Source organism: Erythrobacter sp. HI0063 (assembly GCF_001635685.1).
Taxonomy (GTDB): Bacteria; Pseudomonadota; Alphaproteobacteria; order Sphingomonadales; family Sphingomonadaceae; genus Qipengyuania.
Genome location: NZ_LWFF01000224.1, coordinates 21,739 through 36,189, shown reverse-complemented (window position 1 = coordinate 36,189; position 14,451 = coordinate 21,739). Strand labels below are relative to the sequence as shown.

Genomic DNA, 14,451 nt, shown 5'->3' with positions numbered 1-14,451 from the left:
ATCCCCTGCCCGTATTCGCTTAGCGGCCGGTCGGCTGCTGCTGGGCCGGCTGCGCCTGGCCCTGCTGTTCGGCCTGACGGCGAGCATTGGCCACCATCAGGATCTGGGTGATCTGCTGGTACATGTTCACTGCCTGCTGGCTCGGCTGCCAACCCTGCGGAGGCGTGATCTGAACGCTGGGCGCGCGGGTGTTGAGCGCGGCGACCACCTTTTCGTCGATGAAGGCGGCGGGCTGCGCCGTCACCACCGCATCGCGGTCCAGGATGACCTGCAGATTGTTCTGCTGCTGCACGTCCTGAATGGCAGCACCGTACTGGCGCAGGATCTGCTCGATCGCATAGACGCGCGCCGCTTCTATCTGATTGGTCAGCTGAGCGACTTCGGTTTCCAGCGTCTGGATCTGCTGGGCCTGCGGCGCGGTCTGCGCGGCGCGCTGCTCGGCCTCGTCCAGATTGCCGTCATTGTTCGTGTCGAGCTGCTGCAGCAGGGTCTGCACCTGCTGGTTCTTCTGCTGGATCTGCGTCGACTGCGCTTGGAAGGTGGTGCCGATCTGCTGATAGGCTGTGCGGAAGGCGTTGGTCGAAGCGACCACGCCCGGCGCACCGACGACGCCGATGGAGCCCGTCACCTGCGCGCTGGCAGGCAGTGCGGTCAAGGAAGCGGCGGCAAGGCTGGCGCCGGCGAGAATCTTCGAAATCGTGTTCATCAGAATTGCGTTCCTACGTTGAAGGAAAAGAGTTTGGTGTCGTCGCCTTCGACCTTCTTCAGGGCATAGGCGAGATCGATACGGAACGGGCCGAAGGGCGAGTTCCAGTTGACCCCGACACCGACGGAGATGCGCGGGCTGGGCGTGTCGCCGAGGAAGACTTCTTCGAATGCGTTGGTACCCTGGCCTAGTGCAACGAAACCGTCTGGAATGGCCTGACCGTCAGGAATTGCGAGGGTAACGTCGTCTTCTCGGTTTTCCGGCGTGCCCTGATTGTTGAAATACAGGGGTACGCCGTCCGCGTTTCTCTCCGGGAAGAACCGCTCCGCTCCGAACGGATTCTGGATCAGCACCGGATCCTCGACATTGAAGACCGCGCCGATATCGACGAACACCGACGGACGCAGGCCCAGCGAACGCGCGCCGCTACCCAGCGGAATATCGATTTCCGCCCGTCCGAGATAATAGGCCGTGCCCCCGATCGCATCGTCCTGAATCCGGTCGCGTTCGGTGATCACGACCGGATTGCCGTCTTCACCCGCCATGATGGGGCGGCGCAGCACGCGCGGGCCGACGCCGCGAATGTCGAAGCCGCGGATCTGCGGCGATCCGAGGAAGAAGCGGTCCGTCAGGCGGACATCGTTGGTGCCGTCGCCGTCCTCGTCACGGAAACCGCGGATCGCCCCGCCTTCCGCCGTCAGCGAGAAGACGAAGCCGCCGCCAAGCGGCCAGTACTGGCCTGCGCGCCCGCGAATGCTGAGATATTCGACCGACCCGCCGAGCCCCGCATATTGCGCGGTCAGCGACAGGTTCCGGCCACGCGTCGGGCGCAGGCGGCTGTCGGTGGCATCCAGATTGAAGCTGAGGCCGAGGATCGAGCTCGTCCGCTGGCCGATCGCTTCACATAGATAGCGTCCGGCGCGGAAGGGATCGCATTCACGCACGCCATCGCCATTGAGGTCAGAGAAGAACTGATTCTCATCAAGGGTAACGTCGTCGTAATTGAGCGTGTAGCTGCCGATGAGCGAGCTGTATTCGGTCAACGGAACGCCCGCGCGCAGCGAGAATCCGGTGGTCGCCTGCTTGTAGGTGGTGTTGCGATCACTGCGATTGAAATTGAAACTGCTGTAATCGCGCCGATAGACATCGACGCCCGCCGAAATGTTGCGATCGAACAGATAGGGTTCGGAGAAGCTGGCTTCCGCCGATCGGGCGTAGCGCGAGTAATTGACGCTGAGGCCCACGGTCTGGCCGCGTCCGCGGAAATTGCGCTGACGGATCGAGCCGGCGAGAATGAAGTTCTCGATCGAGGAGAAGCCTGCGGACAATTGCAATTCGCCGGTCGCCTGTTCCTCGACATTGGCTTCGAGCACTATCCGGTCGGGCGCGCTGCCTTCGACCTGATTGATTTCAAGCCCTTCCTGGAAGAAACCCAGCGAGTTGATGCGCGCTGCGGAGCGGGCGACCTGGAGCGTGCTGAAGGCATCCCCTTCGACCAGGCGGAATTCGCGGCGCACGACCTTGTCCTGCGTCAGCGTATTGCCGTTCACGTCGACTCGCTCGACATAGACGCGTGGCGCTTCCTGGATGATGAAGTTCACGTCCATCGTGCGCGTTTCCGGATTGCGGGAAATGCGCGGCGAGACGTCCGCGAAGGCATAGCCGAACGATCCGGCCAGCTCGGTCAACTGCTCGACCGTGTCTTCGATCAGCTTGGCGTTGTAGAATTCGCCGGTCTTCATCGGAAGATTGCGGCTCATCGCGTCGCTGTCGAAATCGCGCAGCTGGCTATCCACGGCGACATCGCCGAATTTGTAGCGCTCGCCCTCTTCCACCACGTAAGTGATGATGAAGTCGCGCCGGTCGGGCGTCAGCTCCGCCACCGCGGACACCACGCGGAAATCGGCATAGCCTTCGGTCAGATAGAACTCGCGCAGCTTCGCCTGGTCGAAGGCGAGGCGATCCGGATCGTAGCTGGTGTTGGAGCTGAGGATCGAAAGAAGACGGGCCTCCTTCGTTACCATTTCGCCCTTGAGATCACCGTCCGAGAACACCTCGTTGCCGATGATGTTGATTTGGCGGACCTTGGATTTGGGCCCTTCGTTGATCTCGAACACGACATCGACGCGGTTCTGCGCCAATTGCACCATATTCGGCTCGACCGTGGCGGCGAAACGGCCCTGGCGCTTGTAGAGCTCGATGATGCGCGCGACATCGGCCCGGACCTTGCTGCGCGTAAAGATCTGGCGCGGCGCGAGGCGGATTTCGGGGACGATCTTGTCGTCCTTGATCCGCTCATTGCCTTCCAGGATGATGCGATTGACGACCGGATTCTCGACGATCTCGATCAGCACCGTACCATTATCGTAGCTGACGCTCGCATTGGCGAACAATTCGGTGGCGTAGAGTTCCTTCAGGACCTGGTCGCCCACGACCTGGTTCCATTCCTGCCCAGGGCGCAGCTGGATGTAGGAGAGGATCGTCTGCGGTTCGAGCCGCTGTGCGCCCGAGACGGAGATCGTGCGCACGATCTGCTGGGCCTGCTGCGTGGCTGGCTGCGCCACCGGTTCGGCGGCGGCTTCCTGCGCCGCTGCGATCCCGGGAACGCCTGCCAGCATAGAGCCGGCCAGCAATAGTGCGGGCATCCGCCCGGTCAGTTTCGATCCCTCGGCGGCCATCAAATATCCCATCTTCGACAAGGAAAACCCGTCCCATTCATACGTCGGACCCGGTGGCGTTTCGTCTGCCCGGCGATCGGGATTTCCCGACGAGGCGACGAAGTGCGCCGCCCCTTGCCCGATGCACCGGAACCTTTCAAGCGCCGTGGCGGTTGATAAGGTCCGCTGCCGTGTCCTGTCCCCGGTCAGCTACCGAAAATCGGCAAGCTCACCAGATCGTTTATCGTGACGAATATCATCAGCATGAGCACGAGGGCCATGCCGGTGCGAAACGCCAGTTCCTGACCGCGCGGACCCACCGGCTTCCGACGGACCGCTTCGGCCGCGTAGAATGCCAGGTGCCCGCCGTCGAGGGCGGGAATTGGCAGCAGGTTGATGAATGCCAAGTTAAGCGAGATCAGCGCCGCGAAGTTGACGAAGGAGGTCAGGCCGAGGCTCAATTGTTCGCCGGAATATTTGGCGATCTTGACCGGTCCGCCCAGTTCCCTGACCGACCGTTCGCCGGTGAAAATCTGCGCGATACCGGTCACCATCATGTCGACCAGCTTGAGGCTGTGCTCCACCGCTAGCGGACCTGCGGCAAGCAGGCCCACCGGCTCCCACGCGATGGGCGCCGAATAGATGCCGAGCCGCCCGATGCGCGAGGCATTGCCGAAGCTGTCCTCTTCCACCGTCGATCCGATCGTCAGCGGAATGGAAATGCGATCGCCCGCGCGTTCCACATCGATGGTGACGTCCCTGCCGGGGAACATCATCACGCGATCGGTAATGTCGGAGAATTGCCGCACCGGCTCCCCGTCGATGGCGACGACACGGTCGCCCTCGCGCATGCCTGCTTCCTCCGCAACCGAGTCCTGCGCGAAGCTCTGAATGACATTGGTCTGTTCGGGATCGGCGGCGACGGGCTGGCCGAAACTGGCGAAGAACGCCGCGAAGATCACCAACGTTATCAGGATATTGGTCGCCGGACCTGCGAAGACGATCAGCGCGCGCTTCCACAAAGCCGCATGGTGGAAGCTGCCGCGCTTCTCTTCCTCGCTTGCTTGGGCCGCCGCCTCTCCGTCCGGCATGCTGGCCGGGTTCATATCGCCCTTGAACTGGACGTACCCACCCAAGGGAAGCGCACACAGTTTCCAGCGCGTGCCACGTTTATCGGTGAAGCCGGTGATTTCCTTACCGAAACCGACCGAGAACGCTTCCGCCTCCACGCCGAACCAGCGCCCGACCAGATAATGTCCGAGCTCGTGCAGCGTTACCAGCGGCCCGAGCAGCAGGGGGAAGCCGAGAACGTAATAGACCCACAGAGGGATGGCACTTTCCAAGTCAGGCGGTCTCCAGCAATTCGGCGGCCCGCGCCCGCGCGGCCCGGTCCACCATCAGCACGTCTTCGAGGGATTGCGGGGCAGGCGGAAGATTGCCGCCGTCCAGCACCTCGGCCACCAATGAGGAAATTCGGCTGAACTTGATCTGACCGGCAAGGAAAGCGGCGACAGCGATTTCGTTGGCGGCGTTGAGAACCGCCGGGGCCGCCCCGCCCGCCTCCGCCGCTTCGCGTGCCAGACGCGTGGCCGGAAAGCGCGCCTCGTCCGGTGCGAAGAAGGACAATTCGCCGATGACCGCCAGATCGAGCGGTTCGCAGGGCGTGTCCATACGCTCGGGCCAGGCAAGGCAGGACGCGATCGGCACGCGCATGTCGGACGGGCCGAGCTGCGCCAGTGTCGACCCGTCGCGATATTCGACCATCGAATGGATAACGCTTTGCGGGTGGACCACGATCCGCAATCTATCGAGCCCGACGGGGAATAGGTGATGTGCCTCGATCAGTTCGAGGCCCTTGTTGAACATGGTCGCCGAATCGACGCTGATCTTGGCGCCCATGTCCCAGTTCGGATGCGCGACCGCCTGTTCCGGGGTGACTGCATCCAGATCCTCAACCAGCCGCAGCGGCCCGCCGCTCGCGGTCAGAGTAATCCAGCGGACATCGTCCAAACTGTTGTCCGCAAGGCATTGAAATATCGCGTTGTGTTCGGAATCGACCGGAAGCAGTCTTGCCCCGTGGCGTTCGACCGCGCGAGTCATCACGTCGCCCGCGCTGACCAGCGCTTCCTTGTTGGCGAGCGCCACTGTGCCGCCGCGCTCGATCGCCGCCATGACCGGGCCGAGCCCGGCACAGCCGACGATGGCAGCCACGGTGATATCGGCGGGCCGCGCCGCAGCCTCGCACAGTGCCTGCGTACCCGCAGCGGCTTCGATATTCGTCCCTGCAAGCGTCTCGCGCAGCGCCTCCAGCCGGTGCTCCTCGCCGATCACAGCCAGGCGCGCATCGAATTCGCGGGCCAGACGAGCCAGATCGTCCACATTCGTGTGAGCGGTCAGCGCGACGACATCCCACGCCTCGCGATCGCGCCGGATCAGATCGAGCGTCGAGCCGCCGACCGAACCGGTCGCGCCCAAAATGCTAATGGATCGCCGATCGGTCATGGGTGGGCGAAGAACCACAGCAGCCCGGCGACGATCGCCACCGGCAGCATTCCGTCCGCCCGGTCGAACACGCCGCCATGGCCGGGGATCAGATTCGAGCTGTCCTTCATGCCCGCCTTGCGCTTGAGCCAGCTTTCGAGGAAATCGCCCGCCTGGGCCAGCACGGCAAGCCCCGCGCCGACGGCGAAGGCCCCTGCCCCCATTGCCGAAAAGGCACGATCGCCGACATTGGAATAGAAGAAGCCGAGCGAGACAAGCCCCGCCGCCACCATGCCGCCGCCAAGCCCGGCCCAGGTCTTGGACGGACTAATCCGGGGCGCGATCTTGGGCCCGCCGATCGTCCGCCCGCTGAAATAGGCGCCCGTGTCTGTCGCGACGACGACCGCGATCACGCCCAGCACCACCGGGATCGGCAATTCGATCAACATCCCCGCCGCCGCGCCGATATAGATGATCGCCGCCGCACACCCGGCCACCACCAGCGCGCCGGATGCGTTGCGACCGGCCCTGCGGATCAGGCGCACAGCTTCGAACAGACAAGCCGCCGAAACGAGAATCACGAAGCCGTCGAACCACAGCCCGCCCAGCCAGAGCGCCGCGCCCGCCAGCGCGAGCATCACCACCGCCGATCCTGCGCGCTTCGGCAGATCGCTGGTCCGCACCGACAGCGGGACAGCCATCGCACGCATGGCTAGCGCCTTTACTCTGTCGCGCTTGCGGTTGTCCGCCAGCTCACCTGCCGCCAAAACGTCTCTCCCGTGCCGCGAACGCATCGAGCGCGGCTTTCAAATGCTCGGGCGTGTAATCGGGCCAGAGCACATCGGTGAACACCATCTCCGCGTAGGCGGCCTGCCACAAGAGAAAATTGGACAGGCGCACTTCGCCGCTGGTCCGGATGAGGAGGTCGAGCGGGGGGAGATCGGCCGTGTAGAGATGGCGCGCAATGCTCGCCTCGCTGACCTCGCCTTCCTGCGCAGCGAGCGCTGCGGCGCGCGCGATCTCCTGCTGCGATCCGTAATTGAGCGCGACGGCAAGAATGCGCTTGCCGCCCGAGGTACGCTCGATCGCGTCCTCGATCGAATCGACGATATCGGGCGCGAGGGCCCGGTAATCGCCGATTATCTTTAATCGAACATCGTTGGCGATGAATTCCGGCAGGTCGCTCTCGATGAAGCGCCTCAGCAGCCCCATCAGATGGTCGATCTCGTCTTCGGGCCGTTTCCAGTTCTCGCTGCTGAAGGCATAGAGCGTCAGACAGTCGATCCCCAACGGCTCGACCGCGCGCACGAGTTTACGCACCGCCTCGACCCCGCGCCGATGGCCGAGCGCGCGCGGCAGGCCGCGGCGCTTCGCCCAGCGGCCATTGCCATCCATGATGATGGCGACATGGCGCGCGCGTGATCCGGAGAAATCAGACATGAAGGGACGCGCCGGCCGCAGTTCTCACTGCGTCAGGATTTCCTGTTCCTTCTTGGCGACTGCATCGTCCACTTCGCCGACATGCTTGTCGGTCATCTTCTGGACGTCGTCCTCGCTGCGCTTGCGGTCGTCCTCGGAGATTTCCTTTTTCTTCTCGTCTTCCTTGAGCGCTTCCATCCCGTCGCGCCGGACGTTGCGGATGGCGATCTTGGCCTTCTCGCCATATTCGCCCGCCAGCTTGGCGAGATCCTTGCGGCGCTCTTCGGTCAAATCGGGCATCGGCAGGCGCAGGGTCTGACCGTCGACGATCGGATTGAGGCCGAGATTGGACTTGGCGATCCCCTTCTCGACAGCAGTCACATTGGCCTTGTCCCACACCTGGACCGACAGCATGCGCGGCTCGGGCGCGTTGACCGTCGCCACCTGGGCCAGCGGCATCATCGCGCCGTAGACTTCGACCACGACCGGATCGAGCAGGCTGGTGTTCGCGCGGCCGGTGCGCAGGCCGGAAAGATCGCCTTTCAGGCTTTCGACTGCACCCTGCATACGGCGGTCGATATCGGATTTATCGTATTTGGCCATGATCGGCTTCCTCTGTTTCGTATTTTGTCTAGGGGCGGGTCTGGACGATGGTCTGAACACCTTCGCCCGAAAGCACACGCGCCAGATTGCCCTTTTCGCGGATCGAGAAGACCACGATCGGAATGTCGTTGTCGCGGCACAGCGCCACCGCGCTGGCGTCCATGACCTTGAGATTGTCAGCCAAAACGCGGTCGTAAGTTACGGTATCGAAACGCTGCGCGTCCGGATCCTGCTTGGGATCGGCGCTGTAGACTCCGTCGACGCTGGTGCCCTTCAGAAGCGCGTCGCAGCGCATTTCCGCAGCTCTCAGCGCCGCCCCGCTATCGGTGGTGAAATAGGGCGCGCCGACACCGGCGGCGAAAATAACGATGCGGCCCTTTTCCAGATGCCGTTCCGCGCGGCGGCGGATCACCGGCTCGCACACCTGATCCATCTGGATGGCGGACTGCACCCGCGTCGGCACGCCGATCTGTTCCAGCGCGTTCTGCATCGCCAGCGCGTTCATCACGGTGGCGAGCATGCCCATATAGTCGGCCTGCGCCCGATCCATGCCGCGCGCCGCGCCCGCCATGCCGCGAAAGATGTTGCCGCCGCCGATGACGAGGCAAATTTCCAGCCCGGTTTCCTTGGCGCGCTTCACTTCCTGAGCGAGCTCCATGACGAAATCGGGATCGATTCCGTATGGCGCATCCCCCATCAGCACCTCGCCCGAAAGTTTCAGGAGGACGCGTTTCATCGGGGGCATGGGCATCGGTGCGGCAATCTCGTCAAGCGGTTGGGACGAGGTTCCTTAACCGCGAAGGCGGATCGGCGCAAAGGGTATGGCGGCGCAATGCCCCGTCAGATCAGCCGATCTCACGCGAGGTTGCCAGCACCGACACCACCAGCCCATCGCGCGCGATCATCGGCTTGAGATTGACCGACCAATGGCGCGGATTGCCCTTCGCCGTCGGGCAGGATGCCTCGAAAGTCACCGTGCGGCCACCGAGCGCGTTCTTGAAATTATCCTCCACCATCGCGCGGGAGTTATCGGGCCAGAGAGTCCACCACAATTGTCCCAGGACCCTGCTGGGATCATCGATCTCCATCGCGCTCAAACCGTTGCAGCTCATGAAGTCCAGCGTGCCGTCGATGCTGAGAATTTTGACGCAATCCTCGCTCTGTTCGAGCAGGCACAGCGCCAGATCGTCTCCGTTTAGACCGACCGAACGGACAGTCGAAAGCGAATCGGCGTCTGGCGATTGACGAACGGTTTCGTCGCTCGAAGCGTCAGCCAATGAACTCCTCCCTCACCTTATCCGCTCATTTCACCTTTCGCAGTTTCAGCATGCAATCCTCAAAATTGTTTTAAAACCCGATCGGTGCGGCGCGAAACAAAAACGGCCGCCGAACCCAAGAGGTCCGGCGGCCGTCCGCATTTTCAGGTTCGGAAAGTTCAGCCCTTGACCGCCGCAGCGACTTCCGCCGCGAAATCGGTTTCTTCCTTCTCGATGCCTTCGCCGAGCTGGAAGCGGACATAGTCCTTCAGTTCGATCGGCTTGCCCGCATCCTTGCCGGCCTTGGCGACGACTTCCGAAATCGGGGTCTTGTTGTCCATCACGAAGATCTGGCTGAGGAGCGCATTTTCCTTGGCGAACTTCGCCACGGCGCCTTCGACCATCTTGTCCTGCACGTTTTCGGGCTTGCCGCTTTCGGCAGCCTTTTCCTTGGCGATGGCGCGCTCGCGCTCGATCAGGTCGGCGTCGAGACCGTCGGCATTCAGCGCCTGCGGGAAAGCGGCGGCGATGTGCATCGCGATCTGCTTGCCCAGAGCTTCGAGCGTGTCCTTGTCTGCCTCGCTCTCGAGCGCGACGAGCACGCCGATCTTGCCGAGGTTCGGCGCAACCGCGTTGTGCATGTAGGGTACGACCACGCCGTTCTCGACCGAGACGGTCTTCATGCGGCGTATCTGCTGGTTCTCGCCGATGGTGGCGACATTGTCGGTCAGCTTGTCGGAAACGGTGCCGCCGGTGGGATAATCCTTGGCCTTCAGCGCCTCGACATCGTCGCTATCGGTGGTGATCGCGACATCGGTGACCGAGCGGACGAAATCCTGGAACTTGTCGTTCTTGGCGACGAAGTCGGTTTCGGAGTTCACTTCGACGGCAACGCCCTTGGTACCTTCCACGGCAACGCCGATTAGGCCCTCGGCCGCAGTGCGGCTGGACTTCTTCTGCGCGGTGGCGAGACCCTTGGCACGAAGCGCGTCGACCGCTGCTTCCAGATCGCCATCGGTTTCGACGAGCGCCTTCTTGGCATCCATCATGCCCGCGCCGGTGCGTTCGCGCAGCGCCTTGATGTCGGCGGTGGTGAAATTCGCCATGGTTCGTGTTCCTCTTGGATAGAATTGCGGCGCCGGGCCGCCTCGTCTGGCGGCCCGGCACTTAGGAATATTGGGTTACGCAGGCGTGACGCCCACGCAAATCCGCTGGATCAGGCCGCGGCTTCTTCCGGCGGATTGGCCATCGCGCCGACATCCTGGCCCGAATCCTGGACGCCTGCGCCCTTGCCCGAACGGGCGGCGTCGGCGATCGCATCGCAATACAGGCGCACGGCGCGGCTGGCGTCGTCATTGCCGGGGATCGGGAAGGCGATGCCCGAAGGATCGGTATTGGTGTCGAGCACCGCGACCACCGGAATGCCGAGCACGTTGGCTTCCTTGATGGCGAGGTCTTCCTTGTTCGCATCGATCACGAACATCACGTCGGGAATGCCGCCCATGTCGCGAATGCCGCCGAGCGACAGTTCGAGCTTGTCGCGCTTGCGGGTGAGGTTCAGCACCTCTTTCTTGGTCAGGCCGCTGGTGTCACCGGCGAGCTGCTCTTCGAGCGACTTGAGTTCCTTGATCGAACCCGAAATCGTCTTCCAGTTGGTGAGCATGCCGCCAAGCCAGCGATGGTTGACGAAGTGCTGGCCCGAAGAAAGCGCGGCTTCGCGAATCGCATCCTGCGCCTGGCGCTTGGTGCCGACGAACAGCACCTTGCCGCCCGAACGCGCGGTCTGCTGCACGAAGTCGAGCGCGCGCGCGAACAGCGGCACGGTCTGCGACAGGTCGATGATGTGGATGCCGTTGCGCGCGCCGAAGATATACGGCTTCATGCGCGGGTTCCAACGGTGGGTCTGGTGGCCGAAATGCGCGCCGGCCTCGATCAATTGCTGCATCGTGACGGTAGGAGCCGCCATAGATAATTCCTTTCCGGTTGTGCCTCTGGAAAGCTGGAACCCGTATGCGGTCATGTCCCGCGGCGGGCACCGGTATGTGCGCCTTCCATGTGGATTTTTGCCCGTTTCGAACCGGCCCCGGACGGGGCTGCTCATGACGAACGCGCGGCGCTTAGCGCGTTCTTGAGCGAAAATCCAGTCTCTACTCGTCGTGCAATTGCAGCATTTCATCGCGAAAAACGCTTGACGGAACGGAACAAATAGAGAACAAAGGCCCTAACGCTGGAACCCCAGCGGACAACCGATGTTATCCACATACTGTCCACAGGCTGTCAATCGGTCTGTCGACCACCCAAGATTTCCGGATCGGGTTTGATAGAAAGATATTTCGATGTTCGCACTCGCTCTTGTCGCCGCCTTTGTCGTTCTGGCCCTCGCCAGTGCGGCGGTCCTCGCCGATAGCGGACTGCGCTGGTGGTCTGCTTTCGGGCGACTGCGCAGTGAACTTGCGGGATCGAAAGAGGGTCGCATTCATTCGACCGGAATTCGCACGCGCAAGGCAAGCCGCGTTCGTGCCGCGACTTGCCGTCAGCCGCTCGCCGTTTCGGTCAAGCGCGCTGCCGCCTGATCCTGGCGTACCGAAACCACCCATAGGGAAGTAGCGCGAGATAGATCGCGCAGATGCCGACAAGCGTCCACCACGGCTCCAACAGCAAGGCTGCGAAAAACAGTCCCGCGAACGCCAGCAGTTCCAATCGAACATTCCGACGTGGGCGAAGCGACGTCCAACTGAGCGTCGCAAGGTTCGAAATCATCAGCGCCGCGATCAACGCCACCCACGGCCCGACCAGATAGGGCGAGCGGAACAGCGCCTCGCCGGTCGCAATCCAAAGATAGAACGGCAGGAAGACCAGGCCCGCTCCTACGGGAGCCGGAATACCGGTCAGAAAACCCAGCGATTTGTGCGGTTGCACGTCGGTATCGATCTGGGCGTTGAAGCGAGCGAGTCGCAGCGCGCAGCACACCGCAAAGGCGAGCGCTGCGAACCAGCCAAAACGCGACAGATCCTGAAGCGACCACAGATAGACGATAATCGCGGGCGCCGTACCGAAGCTGAGCGAATCGGCCAGACTGTCGAGCTCCGCGCCGAATCGCGATTGCGCATTCAGGAGCCGCGCGATTCGCCCGTCGATCCCGTCGAGAACGCCGGCGAAGATGATCGCCAGAACGGCGAAGCCCCAATCGCCCGCAATGGCGAATCGAACGCCCGTAAGCCCGGAGCACAGCGCCGCCGCCGTAATCGCGTTCGGCAACAAAGCGCGCAGCGAAAGACCGCGCCGCACCGGAACGGGTGCAGCATCGAACGGCTCGTCCTCGGTGGCTTTCGGGCCCAGACGCGGGCGTTCTTCGGGAGGACGAGACGTCATTGCGCAATTCCTTCGATAAGCTTGCGTGTGCCGACTTCGCCCAGAACCGTTTCGCCCGCGATTACGCGCTGGCCCAGGAGGACCTTCGAATCGGTTCCCGCGGGCAGATACACATCCACGCGGCTACCGAAGCGGATCAGGCCGACCCGCTGGCCCACACCCATGGTGTCGCCGACCTTGACGAAGGGCACGATCCGCCGCGCGACGAGACCTGCGATCTGTGTGAAGCCGATCCTTACTCCGTCGGCCCGTTCGATCATGATGTGCTGGCGCTCGTTCTCTTCGCTCGCCTTGTCGAGATCGGCGTTGAGGAACTTGCCGGGCAGATAGACCAGCCGCCGCACGACACCGCCGATCGGGGCGCGATTGATGTGGACGTCGAACACACTCATGAAAATCGAAACGCGTGTCACCGGGCCTGTCGGAAGGCCTTCGATCCCGCTGCCATCGTCGATCCGCAATTCCTCGGGCGGCTCGACCTGGGAGATCAGGGTCACGAGCCCGTCCGCAGGCGATACGATGGCTACATCGTTTTGCGGAACAACGCGCTCGGGATCGCGGAAGAAGGCGAAGACGCCGCCTGCGAGAGCCAGCAGGGGCCACCCGATCCAATCCCAGTCCAGCAGCAACAGGAATATCAGGCTGATGCCCACGGCAATCAGTCCGAACTTGCGCCCTTCCGGATGGATCGAGGGCAAGGACCAGCTGGCATCGCCCCGCCCGTGATTGTCTAGCAGTTCACCTGGCATAGTCTGCGTCTAGAGACGCGCGGGGCACCCGGCAAGCGCCGGGGCCATCTCATCCCATCTTGCGGACGAATACGGTCCCGGCGGAATATCCTGCGCCGAAGCTGCAGATCAGGCCGCTATCGCCGCTTTCCAGATCGTCGCTGTTCAGGTGGAACGCGATAATCGACCCCGCGCTCGACGTGTTTCCATACGTGTCGAGCACTGTCGGGCTCTCGTCCTCGCTCGCCTCGTGGCCCAGAACGCGCTGGGCGATCAGGCGGTTCATCCCGGCATTGGCTTGGTGCAACCACAGGCGGCGCAGGCCCTGCGGATCGATGTCCAGCCGCTCCGCTTCTGCGACGATCATCTCCGCCACCATCGGGACGACCTCCTTGAAGACCTTGCGTCCTTCTTGGACGAACAGTTTGTCCGCCCCGTCCGTGTCGTCGGGTGTGGCGCGGTTGAGGAAACCGAAATTGTTGCGGATATTGTTCGAGAACACGGTCTTGAGCTTCGTGCCGAGAATGTCCCAGTGGCTGGCAGGTGCGATGCTCGCATCCTCGACCAGCACGGCGGTCGCGACATCGCCGAAGATGAAGTGGCTGTCCCGGTCGCGCCAATTGAGATGCCCACTGGTGATTTCCGGGCTGACGACCAGAACGCTTTTCGCGTTGCCCGCGCGGATATAGTCCGCCGCAGTCTGGATGCCGAAGGTGGCGGAAGAGCACGCGACATTCATGTCGAAGGCAAAACCGTCGATCCCCAGCGCCTGCTGGATTTCGATCGCCATTGCGGGATAGGGCCGCTCCATATTCGACGCCGCGCACAGCACTGCATCGACATTCGCCGCATCGCGCCCTGCCCGCTCCAGCGCCTGGCGGCACGCCAGAACGCCGATCTCGGCCATCATCGAAAGCTCGTCATTCCCGCGCGCGTCCCACCGCGGCGCCATCGTCTCGGGATCGAGCACCGGGTCTTTTGCCATCACGTGGCGCGCCTTGATACCGCTCGCCTTCTCGATAAATTCGACCGAGCTCGGCTGGAGAGCATCCATCTCGCCCGCAGCGATTGCATCGGCATGGGCGGTGTTGTGCCGCTCGACAAAGGCATTGAAGCTTTCGACCAGCTCGGCGTTCGAAATGCTGTGTTCGGGCGTAAACAATCCGGTGGCGGAAATGACCGGATGATGGGTCGCGTTGGAGTGAGTCATCGCGACCGGTTAGGCCTCG

15 protein-coding genes are annotated in these 14,451 nt (G+C 62.9%); 1 reads left to right on the top strand and 14 read right to left on the bottom strand.

What is annotated here, in order from left to right; genetic code table 11:
* Window positions 1–19 precede the first annotated feature (19 nt).
* The 11 genes from A3736_RS07350 to rpsB all read right to left on the bottom strand — a co-directional run bounded on the left by A3736_RS07350 (window position 20) and on the right by rpsB (window position 11,088).
* Window positions 20–706 (bottom strand): OmpH family outer membrane protein, encoded by a 687-nt coding sequence (locus A3736_RS07350; RefSeq protein WP_067681079.1) that lies wholly within the window; start codon window positions 704–706, stop codon window positions 20–22.
* Window positions 706–3,384 (bottom strand): outer membrane protein assembly factor BamA, encoded by a 2,679-nt coding sequence (gene bamA / locus A3736_RS07345; protein WP_156502034.1) that lies wholly within the window; start codon window positions 3,382–3,384, stop codon window positions 706–708. The genes A3736_RS07350 and bamA overlap by 1 nt, the downstream gene beginning before the upstream one ends.
* 185 nt (window positions 3,385–3,569) lie before the next feature.
* Window positions 3,570–4,706, bottom strand: coding sequence for an RIP metalloprotease RseP (gene rseP / locus A3736_RS07340; protein WP_233999302.1), 1,137 nt, complete (start codon window positions 4,704–4,706; stop codon window positions 3,570–3,572).
* Between the two features lies 1 nt (window position 4,707).
* Window positions 4,708–5,865 (bottom strand): 1-deoxy-D-xylulose-5-phosphate reductoisomerase, encoded by a 1,158-nt coding sequence (dxr, locus tag A3736_RS07335; protein WP_067681073.1) that lies wholly within the window; start codon window positions 5,863–5,865, stop codon window positions 4,708–4,710.
* Window positions 5,862–6,554 carry a phosphatidate cytidylyltransferase gene (locus tag A3736_RS07330; protein ID WP_233999301.1) on the bottom strand — a complete coding sequence of 231 codons (693 nt, stop codon included), beginning with the start codon at window positions 6,552–6,554 and terminating at the stop codon, window positions 5,862–5,864. The genes dxr and A3736_RS07330 overlap by 4 nt, the downstream gene beginning before the upstream one ends.
* A 43-nt stretch (window positions 6,555–6,597) precedes the next feature.
* Complete coding sequence (gene uppS / locus A3736_RS07325) at window positions 6,598–7,284, bottom strand: polyprenyl diphosphate synthase (RefSeq protein WP_067681070.1); 687 nt, start codon at window positions 7,282–7,284, stop codon at window positions 6,598–6,600.
* A gap of 24 nt (window positions 7,285–7,308) precedes the next feature.
* Window positions 7,309–7,866 (bottom strand): ribosome recycling factor, encoded by a 558-nt coding sequence (frr, locus tag A3736_RS07320; RefSeq protein ID WP_067681067.1) that lies wholly within the window; start codon window positions 7,864–7,866, stop codon window positions 7,309–7,311.
* Between the two features lie 28 nt (window positions 7,867–7,894).
* Entirely contained in the window at window positions 7,895–8,617 is a 723-nt protein-coding gene (gene pyrH / locus A3736_RS07315; RefSeq protein ID WP_067681064.1) for a UMP kinase, read from the bottom strand.
* A 94-nt stretch (window positions 8,618–8,711) separates the two neighbouring features.
* Window positions 8,712–9,143, bottom strand: coding sequence for a PAS domain-containing protein (locus A3736_RS07310; protein ID WP_067681061.1), 432 nt, complete (start codon window positions 9,141–9,143; stop codon window positions 8,712–8,714).
* Window positions 9,144–9,301: 158 nt separating this feature from the next.
* Window positions 9,302–10,228: a translation elongation factor Ts gene (gene tsf, locus A3736_RS07305; protein ID WP_067681058.1), complete on the bottom strand. Its 927-nt coding sequence runs from the start codon at window positions 10,226–10,228 to the stop codon at window positions 9,302–9,304.
* A gap of 110 nt (window positions 10,229–10,338) precedes the next feature.
* Window positions 10,339–11,088 carry a 30S ribosomal protein S2 gene (rpsB, locus tag A3736_RS07300; RefSeq protein WP_067681055.1) on the bottom strand — a complete coding sequence of 250 codons (750 nt, stop codon included), beginning with the start codon at window positions 11,086–11,088 and terminating at the stop codon, window positions 10,339–10,341.
* Between the two features lie 370 nt (window positions 11,089–11,458).
* On the opposite strand from rpsB, the gene A3736_RS07295 reads away from it, so the two are divergent.
* Window positions 11,459–11,695, top strand: a complete 237-nt coding sequence (locus A3736_RS07295) for a hypothetical protein (RefSeq protein WP_067681052.1) — start codon at window positions 11,459–11,461, stop codon at window positions 11,693–11,695.
* Here the strand turns inward: A3736_RS07295 and A3736_RS07290 are convergent.
* From A3736_RS07290 to A3736_RS07280, 3 genes are read right to left on the bottom strand one after another with little or no spacing between them, the layout of a single operon-like run.
* Window positions 11,676–12,494, bottom strand: a complete 819-nt coding sequence (locus A3736_RS07290; RefSeq protein ID WP_082851363.1) for a phosphatidylcholine/phosphatidylserine synthase — start codon at window positions 12,492–12,494, stop codon at window positions 11,676–11,678. The two genes, A3736_RS07295 and A3736_RS07290, sit on opposite strands and share 20 nt — an antisense overlap.
* Window positions 12,491–13,243: a phosphatidylserine decarboxylase gene (locus tag A3736_RS07285; RefSeq protein WP_067681050.1), complete on the bottom strand. Its 753-nt coding sequence runs from the start codon at window positions 13,241–13,243 to the stop codon at window positions 12,491–12,493. Before A3736_RS07285 ends, A3736_RS07290 begins: the two co-directional genes overlap by 4 nt.
* A gap of 49 nt (window positions 13,244–13,292) precedes the next feature.
* Window positions 13,293–14,432, bottom strand: coding sequence for a beta-ketoacyl-ACP synthase III (locus tag A3736_RS07280; protein ID WP_067681047.1), 1,140 nt, complete (start codon window positions 14,430–14,432; stop codon window positions 13,293–13,295).
* Window positions 14,433–14,451: the final 19 nt, after the last annotated feature.